The organism is Candidatus Accumulibacter contiguus, assembly GCF_036625285.1.
GTDB lineage: Bacteria > Pseudomonadota > Gammaproteobacteria > Burkholderiales > Rhodocyclaceae > Accumulibacter > Accumulibacter contiguus.
Map to the genome: position 1 here is coordinate 655,044 of NZ_JAZKUC010000001.1, position 18,626 is coordinate 673,669.

Genomic DNA, 18,626 nt, shown 5'->3' on the forward strand with positions numbered 1-18,626 from the left:
CCTCCTGGTTTTTCTGGGAAGTGGAAGAAACCGGCGAATCGGTTGTTGGCCTTGCTCAACCAGGGCGCATCAGGCGACTTCGCGTTTGAGAATGGCCAGGGCACGCCGGCCGGCCTCCAGAAAGCGGCGGTAGGTTTCATCCTGGATGTTGCCGCCGCGTGCGGCCTTGATGGCTTCGACCTCGCTCAGGATGGCCCGCTGCACCTCGCTGCGGCGGTCCTGGTGCAGGTAGCCGGCACCGGCCAGCGTCGCGTCGCAGACCGACTTGATGGTGTGCAGGTTCTCCAGGTTGATGCTGTCGGCGCTGGCCGTGAAGCTCTTGCCCAGGAGGACCGGATCGTTGTCTAAGCCGTCGGCATCCTTGGTGAGCAGCAGCACTTCCTCCGCGCCGGTGGCGGGATTCCTGCCTTCATGGATGAATCCCAGAGCCTTGGCCAGCAGCACGTAAGGCAGGGCCTGCTGCTTGACCTCGGCGCTGGAGGCCACGAACAGCCGCGGCCAGGCATTGCCGTCGCCCTCGGTGTGCAGTTCGAGCCGCGCGCGCGCGCCGCCGGTTTCGATGCGGCGGCGGTATTTTTCTTCCAGGAACTTGAGCGGCTTGAGGTAGCGCAGCGGGAACAGGTTGGTGATCGAGACCAGCGTGATTTCGTTGCGCCGGCCATCCGAGTCGATGATCTCCACATCGCCGGTTTTGGCTTCGCGCAGTGCTTCCTTCAGTCCCCGGGCAAACTCGGCCTGTTCAGGCGCTCTTGGCAGGATCACGGTGAATTTGCTCACCGCCGTGGGTACCCCCACGGGAATGCCGGGCGCTGCCCGGTGGATTTCCAGCGGTTCCAGCGTGACGAAGTTGCCTGCCCGGCTGACCAGCTCGCTCACGTAGCTTTTCAACTCCTGCGGGTCGGCGCCGTAGCGGTCGCGCAACTTGTCGATGATCGACACGCCGAGCAGCCGCTCCTTGGGGTTCTGCACCAGGTTCTGGTGGGCGATGCGCGCGTTGTCCTCGCACACCGTTTCGAGCACATCGAGAAAGGTCGATTCCGTCACCCGCTGATTGAACAGGGCAAAAGTCGAATCCTGCCCAATCTTTTCGGCCAGGGCGGAACGCACCCGGCCGGTCTGCGTTTTCTGTTCGGCTTCGTCCACCACCAGCCGGCGGCTGATCTGCTTGACCTGGACGGGGTCATAAAAGCGGATCAGGTGCTGGCGCAAATCGCCTGCATCGGTATCGGAAAGGCGCGCCTGGATACCGACATCGAACTTCTTCAGGGCCTGCTGCAAGGTGTTGGCCGCCCGGTCCACTTCACCTTTCAGGTCGGTGATTTCGGCGATCACCTCGATCAGCAGCGCTTTGGCAAAGCCCCAGCCTTCGGCGCGCGTACGGTACACATACATCTCCTGCAAATGCACACCATGCGCGTCCAGCAGGCTGTCCGGCGTTCCCAGCAGGTGCTTGGAGAACAGGCCCATGCTGGACCATTTGTGTGCATTGCCGAGGACGCGCGATTGCGCTTCTTCCTCTGCGTGGCGCGCACGCGCAATGTGTTCGTCACAGGCCTTCAGACGTTCGTCCAGTTTTTCGCTCAGCGCGATCAGCAGGCGGGATACATCCCAGGCGGACTTGGCGCCGACCTTCCATTCATTGACCAGTTCCTGCTCGATCCGCACCCGGATCTCGCGCGCCATGTCCTTGCGCGCTTTCAGCTTGGTGCGGTAGAAACCGGGGACGCCCAGCGTGCGGTAGTCATCCTGATAACGCTTCTCACACAACTTGGTGAGTTCGTCCAGCCAGGTGGCGCGCTCGCGCTCGCGCACCAGCGACTTGAAGTTGGGGATGACGGCTTCCCACTCGCCAGTAAAAGACTTCCAGCGCTTGTTGGCGGCATCTTCCGGCAGGATGCCCAGCGCCAGCGTCAGATGGTCGTCGGACAGCAGCCAGCGTAGCTGCGTCTCCTTTTGCTGCACAAACTCGTGAAAATCCTGCTTGCGCGGTTCTTCGATGAAGCCGGACGCCTCCTGCCAGTGATTGAAGCGCAACTGCAGCGCCGCCTGTCGGGCAAAGCTGTAGGTCAGGTATTCACTGATCTCTTCTTCGGGAATGGCCAGCCGCTTGATGCCGAACGTCAGAAAACGCTTGGAGCGCTCTGGAATGCGCCCCTGCGCAGCGGTTTCCGGCGAGCCATCGCCATTCTCCGCGTTCTCCATGCGGTCGAGCGAGGCCCAGTTGATGTTCTTCGCGGTCACGATCTTTTGATACAGGAAGTCAGCGACGATGCCGGGCACATCCCGGTCCACATCCACCGTCAAGCCGTTCTCGTTTTCGTTGCCAAAGACGAAGCAGCCGTTGAACGGGTCGCTCAGCGTCAGCCGCTCCTTCACGCCGGTGACGTCGTAGGGTTGATAGACGCCCACCGACATGGCGTTGAGTTCGGTCAGGGCGGCAAATCCGTTGGCGTGGTAGTTGCCGGTGTCCCAGTTGGGGTTCGGGTAGGCGTCGGGCAGCAGCGCGTAGATCAGGATGCGGAAACGCTTGGAGTCGGGATACAGATCCCGCAGCTGTGCCACTGCGTCGATCACGCTGCCGCTGCCGGTGCCGCCGGCCAGGCCGAGCACGACATGGAAGGTGACTTCGGTCTGGCCGTTCTGCTGCAGCAATTTGACCTGCGATTGCAGCTGTTCGCGGTATTTGTCGGCCTTGCAGGCAAACAGGAAGCGGCCCAGCCGGCGCTTCTGGCCACCGAGCGTGGCGCCGACGATGCTGTTGAGAATGTCGCGCCACTCCTGCGGGCTGCCCAGCCAGTGCTTGAGTCCCGGATAGCTGTCGAGATTGTCGAGCCGCGAGGTGAGATTGGCATCGGTAATCAGCAACTGGCTGGCCTTGGGCAACTGCACCGAGGTGCCCAGGGTTTTCCAGCTGGGGTCGTCGATCGACATCATTTCGCTGGACGAATCGACGTACAGGTAGCCGATGCCGATGTCGGCCAGTTTGTCGCCGCGGAATTCCTGGTACAGGCTCTTTCGCAGGGCCCGGATGATTTTTCCTCCGGTGCCGCCCAGCCCGATGACGAGGTGATTCATTCCGAAAGTTCCTCGTTGCAATGAGTCGAAAGTAAAATGATCACCGATGTGCCACGCTCCGCCGTGGGCGGCATCGGCGGAGCCGGGGGATCTGCGCAGTGGGTGTCAGATGGCCGCTTGCCACAGTCTCCAGCTGCTCGGGGGAGTATATGTCCACCCATCAACTGCGGTCAATCGTGAGAAGACCCGCACTGCCAAGGCTCTGTCGTATAATTGACCCGTTTTGGGTACCTTGCCCCACGCTCGTGGGGCGGGTGAAACGGGAAGCCGGTGAATCTGAATCTTCAGACATTCCGGCGCAGCCCCCGCTGCTGTAAGCCTGACGACTCCGCAATACGCCACTGTGCTCGCGCATGGGAAGGTGCTGGAGAAGATCGACGGCAAGCCAGAAAACCGGCCCAAATCAAACGTAGTGCCGTTCCCCGGGGTAAAGGGAGGGCTATGTGGATTCGCCGACAGCAGGTTTTCTCGGCTTTTCTTCCGACCCGCAGGTACCGCTCCCCCGCCTGGCACGGCTTGCCATTGCTCGCTGTGGGAGAGAAGCATGCACATCATGGAAGGCTTTCTGCCGGTCGAACACGCCCTGGGGTGGACGCTCGCTTCGGCCCCCTGCGTGGCCTATGGCTTGTGGGTCATCAAGAAACGTATCCGCGAACATCCGGAACAGCGGATGTTGCTGGGTGTTGCCGCCGCGTTCACCTTCGTTCTCTCGGCGCTCAAATTGCCGTCGGTGACCGGCAGTTGCTCGCACCCCACCGGCACCGGGCTCGGTGCCCTTCTCTTCGGCCCGACAGCCATGGCGCCGATTGGCATGGTCGTCCTGCTCTTCCAGGCGCTGCTGCTGGCGCACGGCGGACTGACGACGCTGGGTGCCAACCTCTTTGCGATGGCCATTGTCGGTCCGTTCGCCGCTGCCGCAGTGTTTCGTGTGGCGCGCAGCATCAAACTCTCGTTTGCCACCAGTGTCTTTCTCGCCGCCAGCCTCGGCGACCTGCTGACCTACCTCACCACCTCGGTACAACTGGCCTGGGCCTTCCCTGATCCGACGGGTGGTTTTGTCGCTTCCTTTGCCAAATTCGCCAGCATCTTTGCGATCACCCAGATCCCGCTGGCGATCAGCGAAGGACTGCTGACGGTGCTGATCTTCAATGCCCTGGCGCGCTTCAACGCCAGGGAACTGCAGGATCTGCAGCTCGTCGGGAACGACGAGGTACGGGTATGAAACGCCGGCAAAACCTGTTGCTGCTGGTCGCCGTGGTCCTGCTGTCTGCGCTGCCGCTGTGGCTGGTGCAGAAACCGGCGGCGAATGCCGATCATCCCGTCGAGCTCTTTGCCGGCGCTGACAACCAGGCCAGGGATCTCATCGGCGCCATCGATCCTGATTTCCAGCCCTGGTTCCAGCCACTGATGGAGCCGGCCAGCGGTGAAATCGCCTCCCTGTTGTTCGCCTTGCAGGCGGCGCTGGGTGCCGGCTTTATCGGTTACTACCTGGGTGTCTCGGTGACCCGCGAAAAGCTGCGCCGGGAAGCGGAAGAAGCCAATGGAGCTGCACCACGGTGCTGATCGAGCAGTCGGCCTACGCCAACCGCTGGCGGCAGGTTTCACCGGCGGCGAAGGGAAGCTTTGCGCTCGCGGGCCTGATCGCCGCTTTTGCCGCCGGCACACCGATGGTCGCTGCCAGCGTGGCGGCGATTCTCGCCGCCATCACGCTGCTGGGTGCCGGTGTCGCGCCAGCGCCTTACCTGCGCGTCGCCTCGCCAGCACTGGCCTTTCTGCTTCTCGGCAGTCTGTCACTGGCGTTCTCGCTGGGCGTCGATGAGCATGGCATCACGCTGCAACTGCTCCCGAACGGCCTGAACCAGCTGGCGCAGGTATTGTCCCGTTCGTTTGCTGCGCTGACGGCGCTGCTCTTTCTCGCGTTGACCACGCCGCTTCCCGATCTGATGAACCTGTTGCGCCGACTGAAGACCCCCGAGATCGTGCTCGAAATCATGGTGCTCTGTTACCGGATGCTGTTCGTCTTCTCCGCGGCGGTGCAGGACACCTGGATCGCCCAGACGGCGCGCCTGGGCTACGCGACACCACGCCTGGCACTGCGCTCGCTGGGCGGTTTGACTGCCAATCTGACGCTGCAGGTGTGGCAACGGGCAAACGACCTGCATGTCGCGGCGCAGGCGCGCAACAACGAGGGTCCATTGCGTTTTCTTGCGCCGGTCTTTGCCCATGCCGGTCGCGACCTGGCCATCGCAATGACCGCTGGCAGTACGCTGCTTGCACTGGCGGTGGCGATGTCATGACGCGCTCGGCAGACGACCTCCTGCTCGAACTGGCGCAGGTCTGCTTCCGTTACCCCGATGGCAGCAGCGGACTGGACGACTGTTCGATCGCCGTCCGGCGGGGCAGCCGCAACGCCCTGATCGGCGCCAACGGTTCCGGCAAGACCACCCTGTTCCAGCAGTGCAACGGCTTGCTGCGACCACAATCCGGCGTTGTTTACTACGCCGGGGAAGCGGTGGATTACCGTCGCAGTGGCTTGCGCCAACTGCGCAGCAAGGTCGGCATGGTTTTCCAGAATCCGGATCGGCAACTGTTCTCGGCGAGCGTCCTCGAAGACGTTTCCTTTGGGCCACTCAACCTCGGTCTGAACGTCGCCACGGCACGCCAACGCGTCAGTGCCGCGCTGCAAGCCGTGGGCATGGCAGCGTTTGTCGACAAACCCGTACACAACCTGAGTTTCGGCCAGAAGAAGCGGGTTTGCATCGCCGGGGTTCTGGCCATGGCGCCCGAACTGTTGATCCTCGACGAACCGATGGCCGGCCTCGATCACGCCATGCAGGAAGATCTGCTGGCCGTGCTTGAGAACTTGCATGCGCGTGGCATCACCCTGCTGCTGGCGACGCACGACATCGATTTTGCCTACGCCTGGGCGGACCAGATTCACCTGATGGTTGCCGGTCGCTGTAGCGCATCGCTGCCGGCGGCGCATCTGGCGACGGCTGGCGAGGCCTTGTCGGCGGCAGGATTGCCTTTGCCCGGAGTGATCGAACTGCAGCACCGTCTGAAGAAACTCGGCGTCCTCCCGAGCGATGCCTGGCCGCGCAAGATCAGCGATCTGCTCGCTCTGCTGGGAACCCGCAGCTGCACGCCCCATTTCGAGAGGATGGTCTAACGATCATGACTTCTCTAGGCACCCTCGATCATGGAAGTCATGACCGTCTCCCTCTCCCCCGACCCCTCCCCCGCAAGTGGGGAGGGGAGATTCCTGAGTCGCTGACGCGACTTTCACATTAATGCCCGGAAAAGTCTGGTTTGTCGGCGCCGGCCCCGGCGACCCCGAGTTGATTACCGTCAAGGGCCGGCGTCTGCTCGAGGAAGCCGGCGCGGTACTGTTTGCCGGATCGCTGGTCGACCAGGCGGCGACGCGGTTCTCGCCGGCGGATTGCGAGATCCGCGATTCGAAGGACATGACTCTGGCAGAGATGACCGGCTGGCTGATCGAGCGTGCCGACCGGCACGCCGTCGTCGTTCGCCTGCAGACCGGCGATCCCGGCCTCTATGGCGCATTGATCGAGATGACGCAACCGCTGACGGCCGCCGGCATCGCCTGGGAAGTCGTTCCCGGCGTTTCCTCGGCGATGGCCGCGATGGCCGCAGCGGGCGAAACGCTGACCCTGCCGGAAGTCACGCAGACGGTGATCCTGACCCGCGTCGCCGGGCGGACGCCCATGCCGCCGGGCGAGGATCTCGAATCCCTGGCCGTGCATAAGGCGACGCTCTGCATTTACCTGTCGATCACTCTGCTGCACAAGGTGCAGGAAGCCTTGCGTGCCGCCGGCTGGGCCGAGGATGCGCCGATGCTGGTCGTGCACAAGGCGAGCTGGCCGGGCCAGGAAAAGATCATTCGCGGCACGCTCGCCGACATCAAGCAGAAATGCCAGGCCGCGAAGGTCGGCAGTCAGGCGATGATCGTCGCCAGCCCGACGCTGGGTGCTGCCGACTGGCCCGACCTGGTGCGCTCAAAACTGTACGACCCTGCTTTCACGCACCGCTTCCGCAAGGCGACCGAGACGAATCATGACTAATGAAACCACCTTCCTCCTCGTCGGCCACGGCTCGCGCAACCGCGACGGCAACAAGGAAACCCTGCATTTCGCGGCCCAGTGGCGCGAACGTCACCCCGAGTGGCGGATCGAGGTGTGCTTCATCGAGCACGCCGAAGTGCTGCTGGATGAAGGTCTCGACCGGGCTGCGCGTGGCGCGCGCAAGGTGCTGGTCATTCCCTTCATTCTCAACGCCGCCGGCCACGTCAAAATGGAATTGCCGGCGGCACTGAAGCGGGCGCGCGAGCGGCATCCACAGGTCGAATTCGCCGTCACCCGACATATCGGCATGGGTCGCGAAATCTTTGCCGTACTACAGATTCAGCTCGACCGGCTGATGAAGCAGCTGGCCGTGCCCGATCCGATGACCACCGGCGTCATCCTGCTCGGGCGCGGCTCCTCCGACATCGGCGCCAATGGCGAGCTGGCCAGGATGGCACGCTGGATATTTGAGGCCAACGAGCATGAACTGGTCGATCTCGCCTTTACCGGCGTCACCTGGCCGCGCCTCGAAACGGTGGTGCAGCGCCAGATCAGGCTGGGCATGATGCAGATTTGCATCATTCCGGTATACCTGTTTACCGGCGTGCTGATCGAGCGCATCAAGGCGCAGGTCGAGCGCCTGCAGCGGCAATATCCGCAGGTCGCTTTCGGCCTGGGCAGCCACTTCGGCTTCGACAAGGGCATCTTCGACCTGCTCGACGACAAGGTCTGCGGCGAGACCCCCGCAGGTGGCATGCTCGAATGCGATGGCTGCAAGTATCGCGAACTGGCCGAGGCCGAGCATCTGCACGAGCACGGCCATACGGCCCTGGCCGCTCCAGGCTGCGGCCATGCCCCGGTTCACGATCACCGGCACCCCCATGCACACGATCATGGTTGTGCCCATCCACACGACTGAGACTTCGGAGACTCCGGACATGACCACGGCCACCCCTACTGCCGCCAATACGATTACCGAACAGCTCACTGCCGCCGGCCGCGCCATCGAGCACGACTCCTTTGCCATCATCGACGCCGAGGTCGGGCAGCACGACTACACCGACGAACAGTGGCCACTGGTGCGCCGCATCATTCACGCCAGTGCCGACTTCGAATTCAACGGCCTGACTGCCTTTCACCCCGATGCGATACGGGCCGGTCTGGCAGCTGTCCAGAAGGGCGGCACGCCGATCGTCGCGGATGTCGAAATGATCTGCGTCGGCCTTTCGGCGCCACGCCTCAGGCACTTCGGCATGCGTACCCAGCACTACATTTCCGATCCGGAGGTCATCGAACTGGCCAGGGCCGAGGCCACGACCCGCGCCGTCCAGGCGATGCGCAAGGCGCAGCGGCTCGGCAGGCTCGACGGCGCCATCGTCGGCATCGGCAATGCCCCGACGGCACTGATCGAAGTCATCCGCCTGATCCGCGAAGAAGGAGCCAGACCAGCGCTGGTGATCGGCATGCCGGTCGGCTTTGTCTCGGCTGCCGAATCGAAAGCGCTGCTGATGACCTTGACCGATACCCCGTGGGTGGCGATCAAGGGCCGCAAGGGCGGTTCGACGCTGGTCGTCGCCAGCATGCACGCGCTGCTCGGCCTCGCCGAAGCGGCGCAGCAGAGCACCGCTTGAGCGACCTCGGGCAGGCGCTCGCTCCGGCCAGGGTCCGCAAGGGCGATGGCCGGCGCGCACGCGGCAACCGCAGCGGTTTCACTACCGGCGCCTGCGCCGCCGCCGCCGCACGCGCGGCAACGCTCGGCCTGCTCACCGGCGTGCTACCGGACAGCGTTCTCTGCCGTCTGCCGAATGGCCAGGAGCACCGCTTTGCGGTCAGCGGCGGGCGCTTCGATGGAGAGGGTGGAGAGCGGGTCGCGCATGCGGTGGTCGTCAAGGACGCCGGCGACGACCCGGATGCGACGCATGGCGCACACTTGACGGCCGCTGTCCGGCGGCTGCCGCAACGGGCCGGCGAGGTGCTTCTCCAGGGGGGTTTCGGGGTCGGCGTCGTCACCAAAGACGGCCTCGGCCTCGCCGTCGGCGGTCCAGCCATCAACCCGGTTCCGCGCCGCAACATCCGGGACAACGTCATTGCAGTCGCCGGCGAACTGCTGCTCCACGACGGTCTGGAGGTCACCATTTCCGTTCCCGGTGGCGACGCGATGGCGAAAAAGACGCTGAACGCTCGCCTTGGCATCATCGGCGGCATTTCGATTCTCGGCACTACCGGCATCGTCCGTCCCTATTCGACGGCCGCTTTCCGCGCCAGCGTCGTCCAGGCGGTCGATGTCGCGGCGAAGCAGGGTCAGACCAGGGTCGTCTTCACCACCGGCGGGCGCACCGAAAAATTCGCCATGCGCCAGTTGCCGGAACTCGACGAAGCGTGCTTCGTCCAGATGGGCGACTTCGTCAAGGCGGCTTTCCAGTCGGCGGTCAAACACCGCCTGGCTCGTGTCTATCTGGGTGCGATGGTCGGCAAGCTGACCAAGATTTGCCAGGGACTCAGCGTCACGCATGCCTGGAAGGCCGAGATCGACCGTGACATTCTCGCTGCATCGGCACAGGAAGTCGGTGCACCGCCCGATCTGGTCGAGGCGATCCGTGCCGCCGAAACGGCCCGCTTTGCTGCCGAACGCCTCGCCAACCTGGGCCTGAGCCTTGCTTTCCACCGTTCGCTGGCCGGCAAGGCCATCCGCAGCCTGAAAAGCGCTTACCCCGGCCCTTACCAGCTCAGTATTCTGGTCTGCGATTTCGAAGGACGCTTCATTTGTCGTCTGGAAGAAGATGAGCTGGCCTGAACCCTGCGCCCTGATCGGGATCCTCGATGACGGCTGGGCCGGCTTGTCCGATGCGGCGCGCCAGCGACTGGCCGTGTCCGAGCTGGTGATCGGCGCCGGCCGCACACTGGCACTGGTGCGTCCCTGGCTGTCGGCCACGGCGATGATCAGGGACATGGACGGCGCGCTCGGCGAGCTTCCCGACTGGATTCTGAGCGCCCGCGCCGCGGGCCAACGCGTCGCCGTGCTGGCCACCGGCGACCCGCTCTGTCACGGCATCGCTTCCTGGCTGAGCAGCCGAATCGGGCGTGACGACGTGGACATCCTGCCGAACGTGTCGACGCTGCAACTGGCCTTTGCCCGCTTCAAGACGCCCTGGCAGGACATCCGGATTGCCTCGTGTCACCGCGCCGATGCCGGCGAATGGTTTGTCGGCGCGACGCCTGCACACGGTCTGTATCCGCTGCTGCGGGCGATTGCCATGCACCCGCGCGTCGCGCTGTTCACCAGTCCCGAAAACAACCCGGCGCGACTGGCGAGGGCGCTGATCACGGCCGGCTATGGCGGCGAGGCGAGGATCTCGATCGCCTGCCGCCTGCAGATGCCCGACGAACGACTGTTTGCCGATCTTGCCGCAGACGAAGTCGCAGGCATGGCCTTTCCCGAACCGAACATCGTGCTCGTCGAACGGCCCGCCGGCACCGGTGGACCGGCTTTCGGTCTCGAAGACCTCGAATACCGGCAGCGATCGCCGGAGAAAGGTCTGATCACCAAGCAGGAAGCGCGTGCCCTTTCGCTCGCCAAGTTGCGCATCCAGCCAGCCGCGGTGGTCTGGGACATCGGCGCCGGTGCCGGTTCGGTCGGCCTCGAAGCGGCGAGACTGGCGCCCTTCGGTCATGTCTGGGCGATCGAAAAGAATGCCGCCGACGCTGCCAACGCGCGCGCCAATGCGGCGCTTTGGCGGATCGGCAATTACACCCTGGTCGAAGGCCGGGCACCGGCCGGGCTCGACACCTGGCCCGACCCGGACGCCGTCTTCATCGGCGGCTCGGGCGGCGAACTCGCCGCGCTGATCGAGCGGGTGCTGGCCCGTCTGAAAGCGGGTGGCCGGCTGGTGATGAACTTCGTCACGCTGGAGAATCTCGCCACCGCGACGGCGGTGCTCAGCGAACGCCATGCCGTCTGGGACCTCGTGCAACTGCAGGCCAGCCGCAGTCAGCCGATTCTCGACATGCACCGGCTGGCGGCGCAGAACCCGATCTGGGTGGTGACCGCCAGGCGGAGCGAGGACTGTGCGTGATCGATTCGACCGTGCTGGGGACTGCCCCGAGAAAGGATGTGAATCATAGTGTTGGGAGTGACCGATAGGCTCCCCTCCCCCCTCGCGGGGGAGGGGTTGGGGGAGAGGGGGGCATCCATGCCCTCGCAGAGGCCAGCAGGGCAGACTGACGGCTCTGGCCATGTACTTTCGCAAGGATTCGACCAATTAAAGGACCCTGAATGTCTGAACATACACGCTACGGCAGGCTGATCGGCGCTTCGCTCGGTCCTGGTGACCCCGGGCTGATCACCCGCCGGGCCTGGGCAGCGCTGCAATCCGGCGCCCGCTGGCTATACCCGCTGAAGAAAGCCGAGGAATCGTCGTATGCGCTGTCGATCGTCGAGCGCGGCGGTCTGACGGTGCCGGCCGATGCCGAACAGTTGCTCTTCCCGATGACCCGCGACCCCGAGATTCTCGGCCGCGCCTGGGTTTGCGCCGCCGAACGCACCGTCGAGCTGCTTGGCGAAGGGCGCGACCTGGTTTTTCTGGTCGAAGGCGATGCCTCGACCTTCGCCACCTTTGGCCACCTCGCCCGCGTCGTTCGCGAGCTGGTACCGGCCATCGAGGTCGAGACCATCCCCGGCGTGTCCTCGTTCGCCGCCGCCGCCGCCGCCGCCGACACCGTTCTCGCCGAGGAAGATGAGACCTTCGCGATCATCCCTGCCGCCTATGGCATCGAACTCATCGACCACCTGCTCGACGAATTCGACACTCTGGCGTTGTTGAAGGTGAAACCGCTGATCGATGAAATCATCGAACTGTTGGCGCGGCGCGAACTGCTCACGACCTCGGTGTTCATCGAAAAAGTCGGCTCGCCGAATGAACGTATCGTTCGCGATGTCACCAGCCTCAAGGGCGAAAAGGTCAATTACCTGTCGCTGATGCTGGTGCAGAACCCGAAACGGCTGCGCGGCGAACTGCGCCGTGGCTGCCGCCAGCGCCGGGAAACCGGCGCAGCGGCGCTGGCTGCGATCGATCCAGCCAGCAGGCCCTGAGCGATGCAGGTCGCCGTCCTGGCCATTACCCGCCACGGGGTCGCTCTGGCCGGCAGGATCGTCGCCGCACTACCCGGCGCCCGCCTGTTCGCGCCGGAGAAATTCCGCTCTGAAGCCGAAGCCGCAGCGCCAGACGCCGCCCGGTTCTACACCGGCAAGGTCGGTGATCAGATGCCGGCCTGGTTCGCCGCGGTTGACGCGATCGTCGCCATCGTCTCGCTCGGCGCCGTCGTCCGCCTGATCGCTCCGCACCTCGGCAGCAAGGAAAGCGACCCGGCGGTGATCGTCATCGACGAAGCCGCTCGGTTCGTCATCCCGGTGCTTTCCGGCCACCTCGGTGGTGCCAATGCACTGGCCGGGCACTTGGCCGGCGCGCTCGGCGCGACGCCGGTATTGACCACCGCTTCCGACGCTCGTCAGACGCTGGCCGTCGACCTGTTTGGCCGCGAACTCGGCTGGGTGTTCGAAGCGACGCATGCCGAATTGGTCCGCTGCAGTGCCGCGGTGGTCAATGATGAAGCCGTCGCACTGGTCCAGGAGGCGGGCAGCAGGGATTGGTGGGCAAACCACGCCAATGGCCGGCGGGGGCCCCTGCCGGCGAATCTGACGCTGTTCGATCAACTGGAGGACGTCGATGCCGACCGCTTCGCTGCCGTGCTGTGGATTGCGACGCGCGCGATGCCGGCTGAACTGGCCTCCCGACTGGCGGGAAAGCGGATCGTCTATCGCCCCCCTCCCGAAGCTTGAAGAGGGTTCCGGCTTCTGCCATGGAATACTCCGCGCTGGCTCCTTGCCGCAGGGCAGCGGCATGAAGGTCGCCCTCGGCATCGGTTGCGACCGTGGCACGCCGTCGGCGACGATCGCACAAGGCATCGCCGAAGCGCTGGCGGCTTGCGCTGCGACGCTGGCCGACGTGCGTGCGGTCGCCAGCATCGACCTCAAGGCCGACGAGCCCGGCCTGCTGCAGGTGGTCGAGGAAAATGGCTGGCGCTGTTCGTTTTATCCGGCAGCGGTACTCGCCGAAGTCGCGGTGCCGCATCCCTCGGAAACCGTTCGCCGCCATACCGGCACGCCGTCGGTCTCCGAAGCGGCGGCGCTGCTGGCGGCGAATGCCGAGCCGTCCTTGCTGCTGATCGAAAAACACAAGCTGCGCGGTCCCGATGGCCGCCATGTCACCGTCTCCATTGCCAGGATCCCCCAATGAACGCTCCCCTTGAAAAAACCGGCAAGATCATGCTCGTCGGCCTCGGCCCAGGCAGCAGTGAGCACCTGACCGCGCGCGCGCGCGCGGCGATTGCCGAAGCCGACACGGTCATCGGTTACGCCACCTACCTCCGTCTGGTGGCCGATCTGGTCAAGGGCAAGGAGATCATCAGGAAATCGATGACCGAAGAGATCGACCGTGCCATCGTGGCGCTGGAGCGTGCCCGCCAGGGCAGGAAGGTAGCGTTGATTTCCTCGGGCGATGCCGGCGTTTACGGGATGGCCGGGCCGACTTTCGAAGTACTGTTCCAGGCCGGCTGGACGCCGGACTCGGAGATCGAGGTCGAGATCGTTCCTGGCGCTTCGGCGCTGAATACCTGTGCGGCGCTGGTCGGCGCACCGCTGACCCACGATTTCTGTGCCATATCGCTTTCCGACCTGCTGACGCCGTGGCCGACCATCGCCCGCCGGCTCGATGCCGTCGCCTATGCCGATTTCGTCGTCGCCCTCTACAACCCCAAGAGCGGCCGCCGCACCCGGCAGATCGTCGAGGCCCGGCGTCTCTTCCTGCGCCATCGTCACCCGCAGACGCCGGTGGCCATCGTCAAATCCGGCTACCGCCCGAAGCAGAGCATCGAACTGACGACGCTCGAGCGCATGAACGAGTGCGACATCGGCATGCTGTCGACGGTGCTGATCGGCAATTCCAGGACTTTCATCCGGCACGGCCTGATGGTGACGCCGCGTGGCTACGCCAACAAGTACGCCGTCGAAGCCGGGGAAAGCATCACCCGTGCTGGCGAACAGGCTGGTCGCTCGCTGTCCACCGGCCTCGAAGGCTGGATGGCGAGCATCCAGGCCAGCGGCAAGAGCGCCGCCGAACTGGCTGTCGAATATCGCCTGCCGGAAGACTACATTGCCGCAGTGCTGGCGACCGGGATGCAGGCTCAACAAGAGGCGGAAGGTGCAGACAACGGAGTTCAAGGCGAAGGTGGGCCCTGCGGGCCTTGCGAGCTTAGGCTTCACAAATGACACTGCGACTGGCCGGCGCTACCCGAAAACCGAAAAATCGTATATATTGCACTGCAACAGGCACACCGGGAGGGTCTGCCACAGCTCGGCTTCCAGCCGTGCGGCATCCCTCGACTGGCGTTGTCTCACACCCCGGCCACGGCCAGCATGCGCAAACCAGAGCGATCGCCCCTCTTCGCAGAAGACCCGGCGCGACGCTTGCCTGCGGGCTGCGGCGGAGTCTTGAAGCCCCTTACCGAGCTGCTGCGGCAGACACCAGGACCATTTCATGAAACCAGCCAATCCTTCCCTGTTGAGCAGGATCTCCCTCGCCTTTGGCACCTTCTTCTCGATCCTTTCCGATGGCCAGTTTGCCGCGCGCGTGCAGGCGCTGCGCTTCGGAGAACAGCGCGCCGAACCTTCGGCAGCGGCGCCGGCACCCAAACCGGTCGTCGTGCCGCTCCGGGAAGCCGCTCCCGACGGCGCACTGCAACTCCTTGGCCTGCTGCAGCGCGAGGCGCGCTTCATCGACTTCATTCAGGAGGATGTCGCCGCCTATGCCGACGCCGACATCGGCGCTGCGGTACGCGTCGTGCATGAAGGCTGTCGCAAGGTGCTGCACGACAACTTCACGATCCGCCCGGTCCGCGATGAAGCCGAAGGCAGCCGGATCACGCTGCCGGCAGGCTTCGACGCAGCGGCGATTCGCGTCACCGGCAATGTCGTCGGCCAACCCCCCTTCCACGGCAGCATCACTCACCGCGGCTGGCGGGTGGTCGAAACCCGCCTGCCCAAGTTGAGCGGCAGTCATCAACTGAACATCGTTGCCCCCGCAGAGGTGGAACTATGAGCGAGCCAAAATTTTCGATCGGAATCGATCTGGGCACCACGCATTGCGCTCTCTCCTACGTCGATATCGGCGCCTGCGATGGCGAGCAGGTCGTGCAGGAGGTGCTGCAGGTGCCGCAGTTGACCGCACCCGGTTCAATCGAGGCGCTCGGCCTGCTGCCGTCATTCATTTACCTGCCGCACCCGAGCGAGCTCGCCGACGGCGATCTGGACCTGCCGTGGACCGATGAACTGGACTATGCGACCGGGGAAATGGCGCGCAGCCGCGGTGCGGCAACGCCGATCCGCCTGGTGTCGAGCGCCAAGAGCTGGCTCTGCCACGCCGGCGTCGACCGGCGCGCGGCAATCCTGCCCAACGACGCACCGCCGGAAGTGGCGCGCCTGTCGCCGCTCGAAGCCTCGCTGCGCTATCTCGGACACCTGCGCGCCGCCTGGGATGATGCGCAGCCGGAGGCCCCTTTCGTCGAGCAGGAGATCGTCGTCACGATTCCCGCCTCTTTCGACCCGGCGGCCCGCGAACTGACTGCCGAAGCGGCGCGTGCCGCCGGCTGCGAGCGCATGACCCTGCTCGAAGAACCGCAAGCGGCGCTCTATAGCTGGATTCAGCAGAGCGCCGGCGGCTGGCGCAAACAGGTACGGCCCGGCGACATCATCCTGGTCGTCGATGTCGGCGGCGGCACCAGCGACTTTTCGCTGATCGCCGTGCTCGAACGGGAAGGCAACCTCGAACTGCATCGTGTCGCCGTCGGCGAGCACATTCTGCTCGGCGGTGACAACATGGACCTGGCGCTGGCCTATGCCGTCGCCGGCAAGCTGGCCGCGCAGGGCAGCAAGCTCGACGCCTGGCAACTGCGGGCGCTGACGCACGCCTGCCGGGGTGCCAAGGAAACGCTGCTCAGCGATCCCGATCTCGCTGCCGTGCCGCTGGTGATCGCCAGCCGCGGCGCCAAGCTGATCGGCGGATCGATCCGCAGCGAACTGACGCGTGCAGAACTCACCGCAACGCTGCTCGAAGGTTTCTTCCCGCCAGCAAAGATCGCCGATCGCCCGCAGGGCCGTGGACGCGGCGGCCTGACGCAGCTCGGCCTGCCCTACGCGCAGGATGCTGCCATCACCCGTCACCTGGCCGCTTTTCTCGCCCGCCAGGTCGCCGCGACCGCCGATCTCGAGGGTTTCACCGGCGAGTTGCCCGAAGACGCGACCTTTCTGCATCCGACCGCCGTGCTCTTCAACGGCGGCGTCTTCAAGTCCGAACTGCTCGCCGAGCGCACCCTGACGACGGTCAATTCCTGGCTCACCGCCGAGGCCGCCCCGGCCGCACGCCTGCTCGAAGGCGCCGACCTCGACCTCGCCGTCGCGCGCGGTGCCGCCTATTACGGCTACGTCCGGCGCGGCCAGGGCGTGCGTATCCGTGGCGGCACGGCGCAGGCGTACTATGTCGCGGTCGAATCGGTGATGCCCGCGGTACCCGGCCTGCAGCCACCGGTGCAGGCGCTGTGCCTGGCACCGTTCGGCATGGAAGAAGGCAGCGAAGCCGCCTTGTCGGAGCTGGAATTCGGCCTGGTCGTCGGCGAGCAGGTGCGCTTTCGCTTCTTCGGCTCGTCGGTCCGCCGTCAGGACCAGGTGGGCACCCTGCTCGACGATTGGGAACCCGAAGAACTGCAGGAACTCGACGAGATCCAGACCACCCTGCCCAGCGAAGGCCGTGCCGCTGGCGAGGTGGTGCGCGTCAGGCTGCATGCGCGCATCACCGAAGCCGGCACGCTCGAACTCGAAGCCCTGCCGCACGATGGTCCGCAGCACTGGAAAGTCGAGTTCGACGTGCGCGCTGGAGCCAGCGACTGATTGCGTCACCCGTCAATTAGTATGATGTCGATCTTCCCTGAACCTCGAACTCACGCTCCGATAACGCATGACATGATGCCGGTCGCCGACTATTTGATCCGCATGCGCGATGGCACGATCAAGCAGTTCAACCCGTTTACCGGTACCGAGGTCTGGACGGTGCCGGGTCGCGGCCATCGCCCGCTCGGTGAAGACAACCATGCCGGCGCACCGCTCGATCCCGCCAGGCACGGCAAGCACTGCACCTTCTGCGAAAGCCGGCTGTTCGAGACGCCGCCGGAGAAAGCCCGTCTCGTACGCACTGCCACCGGCTGGGAAACGATCAAGGGGCTGTCGGCCGAAGAGACCGTGAATACCGATTGGGCATTCCGGCGGGTGCCGAATCTGTTCGAGATCGTTTCCTGCGATTACTGGCAAAAGAATTACGACTACACGCTGCCGGTCTCGCTGCAGTCGCGCAAGGACAACTACCTCGCGAGCGAGCGCGGCTGGCGCCATGTGCTCGACATCGTCAACACGCGGATGCGGCTTTGCGGGGCCGACGAGGCGACGGTCCGCGCCACACCGATCGAGGAGAAGATCGCGATGGCCAACGCGTTCTTCGGCGGCGGCCATGAACTCATCATCGCCAACCGCCATTTCATCGACGGCGCAACCCATGCCAATCAGCTCGCCGGTTCCGGCTCGATGACGCCCGAGGAGCACTACCAGTACTTTCGCTTCACCATCGAGGCGCTGCGCGAAATCTACCTGTCCAACCGCTACGTGCGCTACGTGGCCGTGTTCCAGAACTGGCTGAAACCGGCCGGCGCATCGTTCGATCATCTGCACAAACAACTGGTCGCCATCGACGAGCGCGGGGTCTCCAATGACATGGAGATCCGCCTGGTGCGGGCCAACCCGAACATTTACAACGAGGAGGCGGTCAATTACGCGGCCTACCGCAATCTGGTGTTCGCCGAGAACGACCATGCGATCGCCTTCGCCGGCTTCGGGCATCGGTTTCCGACGCTCGAGGTCTATTCGAAGAGCGAGCGCAGCCAGCCGTGGAACCATTCGGTCGATGAGTTGCGCGCCGTCTCGGATCTGGTGCACGCCTGCCACGCCGCGATGGGGCCGGGCATCCCGTGCAACGAGGAATGGCACTACAAACCGCCCGATGCCGATGTGCCGATGCCGTGGCGGGTGCAGATCAAGTGGCGTGTCTCCAACCCCGCCGGGTTCGAGGGCGGTACCCTGATCTACGTCAACACCATCGACCCGGAATCGCTGCGCGACAAAGTCGTGCCGCGGATCTTCGAGCTGAAAAACCAGGGCAAGATCGCGCTGATGAAAATCGCATTCGAGTGCGACTGCGTACCCAACTGCCTCAAGTACAACCCTGCAGTCCGCCTGCAGCAATCGCGCGACGGCGAGTTCCTGCCATTGTCGGGCGACGCGCGCAGCGAATCCTAGCCGGAGCGATGCTCCAG

General features: G+C 64.7%; 17 protein-coding genes and 1 riboswitch. Of the genes, 16 read left to right on the forward strand and 1 reads right to left on the reverse strand.

From position 1 onward, the window contains the following. Positions 1 to 69 precede the first annotated feature (69 nt). A complete protein-coding gene (locus V5B59_RS03195; protein ID WP_169070226.1) occupies positions 70 to 3,075 on the reverse strand; it encodes a tubulin-like doman-containing protein in 3,006 nt (1,001 codons plus the stop codon). Positions 3,076 to 3,283: 208 nt separating this feature from the next. Next, a riboswitch (cobalamin riboswitch) is annotated at positions 3,284 to 3,491 on the forward strand. A gap of 128 nt (positions 3,492 to 3,619) precedes the next feature. On the opposite strand from V5B59_RS03195, the gene V5B59_RS03200 reads away from it, so the two are divergent. From V5B59_RS03200 to V5B59_RS03275, 16 genes are all read left to right on the forward strand, one after another. Further along, the gene (locus V5B59_RS03200) at positions 3,620 to 4,297 is read left to right on the forward strand and encodes an energy-coupling factor ABC transporter permease (protein ID WP_169070225.1); all 678 of its coding nucleotides are present in this window, start codon (positions 3,620 to 3,622) and stop codon (positions 4,295 to 4,297) included. Further along, positions 4,294 to 4,638 carry an energy-coupling factor ABC transporter substrate-binding protein gene (locus V5B59_RS03205; RefSeq protein WP_169070224.1) on the forward strand — a complete coding sequence of 115 codons (345 nt, stop codon included), beginning with the start codon at positions 4,294 to 4,296 and terminating at the stop codon, positions 4,636 to 4,638. Before V5B59_RS03200 ends, V5B59_RS03205 begins: the two co-directional genes overlap by 4 nt. Further along, a complete protein-coding gene (gene cbiQ / locus V5B59_RS03210; protein ID WP_332351574.1) occupies positions 4,632 to 5,372 on the forward strand; it encodes a cobalt ECF transporter T component CbiQ in 741 nt (246 codons plus the stop codon). The genes V5B59_RS03205 and cbiQ overlap by 7 nt, the downstream gene beginning before the upstream one ends. Beyond that, positions 5,369 to 6,244: an energy-coupling factor ABC transporter ATP-binding protein gene (locus V5B59_RS03215; RefSeq protein WP_169070223.1), complete on the forward strand. Its 876-nt coding sequence runs from the start codon at positions 5,369 to 5,371 to the stop codon at positions 6,242 to 6,244. The genes cbiQ and V5B59_RS03215 overlap by 4 nt, the downstream gene beginning before the upstream one ends. A gap of 121 nt (positions 6,245 to 6,365) precedes the next feature. After that, a complete protein-coding gene (cobM, locus tag V5B59_RS03220) occupies positions 6,366 to 7,157 on the forward strand; it encodes a precorrin-4 C(11)-methyltransferase (RefSeq protein WP_169070222.1) in 792 nt (263 codons plus the stop codon). Further along, a complete protein-coding gene (locus tag V5B59_RS03225; protein WP_169070221.1) occupies positions 7,150 to 8,076 on the forward strand; it encodes a sirohydrochlorin chelatase in 927 nt (308 codons plus the stop codon). Before cobM ends, V5B59_RS03225 begins: the two co-directional genes overlap by 8 nt. A gap of 19 nt (positions 8,077 to 8,095) precedes the next feature. After that, complete coding sequence (locus tag V5B59_RS03230; RefSeq protein WP_169070220.1) at positions 8,096 to 8,788, forward strand: precorrin-8X methylmutase; 693 nt, start codon at positions 8,096 to 8,098, stop codon at positions 8,786 to 8,788. Continuing rightward, complete coding sequence (locus tag V5B59_RS03235) at positions 8,785 to 9,951, forward strand: cobalt-precorrin-5B (C(1))-methyltransferase (protein WP_169070219.1); 1,167 nt, start codon at positions 8,785 to 8,787, stop codon at positions 9,949 to 9,951. Before V5B59_RS03230 ends, V5B59_RS03235 begins: the two co-directional genes overlap by 4 nt. Next, on the forward strand, positions 9,938 to 11,230 hold the full coding sequence (gene cbiE, locus V5B59_RS03240) for a precorrin-6y C5,15-methyltransferase (decarboxylating) subunit CbiE (protein WP_169070218.1): 1,293 nt from the start codon (positions 9,938 to 9,940) through the stop codon (positions 11,228 to 11,230). Before V5B59_RS03235 ends, cbiE begins: the two co-directional genes overlap by 14 nt. Positions 11,231 to 11,430: 200 nt before the next feature. Continuing rightward, positions 11,431 to 12,246, forward strand: coding sequence for a precorrin-2 C(20)-methyltransferase (gene cobI, locus V5B59_RS03245; RefSeq protein WP_169070217.1), 816 nt, complete (start codon positions 11,431 to 11,433; stop codon positions 12,244 to 12,246). A gap of 3 nt (positions 12,247 to 12,249) precedes the next feature. After that, positions 12,250 to 12,993: a cobalamin biosynthesis central domain-containing protein gene (locus tag V5B59_RS03250; RefSeq protein ID WP_169070216.1), complete on the forward strand. Its 744-nt coding sequence runs from the start codon at positions 12,250 to 12,252 to the stop codon at positions 12,991 to 12,993. Positions 12,994 to 13,054: 61 nt separating this feature from the next. Continuing rightward, positions 13,055 to 13,450, forward strand: coding sequence for a cobalamin biosynthesis protein (locus V5B59_RS03255; protein WP_034918979.1), 396 nt, complete (start codon positions 13,055 to 13,057; stop codon positions 13,448 to 13,450). Continuing rightward, complete coding sequence (cobJ, locus tag V5B59_RS03260; RefSeq protein WP_169070215.1) at positions 13,447 to 14,481, forward strand: precorrin-3B C(17)-methyltransferase; 1,035 nt, start codon at positions 13,447 to 13,449, stop codon at positions 14,479 to 14,481. Before V5B59_RS03255 ends, cobJ begins: the two co-directional genes overlap by 4 nt. A 268-nt stretch (positions 14,482 to 14,749) precedes the next feature. Further along, positions 14,750 to 15,310, forward strand: a complete 561-nt coding sequence (locus V5B59_RS03265) for a DUF2760 domain-containing protein (RefSeq protein ID WP_034918967.1) — start codon at positions 14,750 to 14,752, stop codon at positions 15,308 to 15,310. After that, positions 15,307 to 17,154 carry an Hsp70 family protein gene (locus tag V5B59_RS03270; protein ID WP_034918969.1) on the forward strand — a complete coding sequence of 616 codons (1,848 nt, stop codon included), beginning with the start codon at positions 15,307 to 15,309 and terminating at the stop codon, positions 17,152 to 17,154. Before V5B59_RS03265 ends, V5B59_RS03270 begins: the two co-directional genes overlap by 4 nt. A 72-nt stretch (positions 17,155 to 17,226) precedes the next feature. Next, the gene (locus V5B59_RS03275) at positions 17,227 to 18,609 is read left to right on the forward strand and encodes a DUF4921 family protein (RefSeq protein WP_248594808.1); all 1,383 of its coding nucleotides are present in this window, start codon (positions 17,227 to 17,229) and stop codon (positions 18,607 to 18,609) included. Positions 18,610 to 18,626 lie beyond the last annotated feature (17 nt).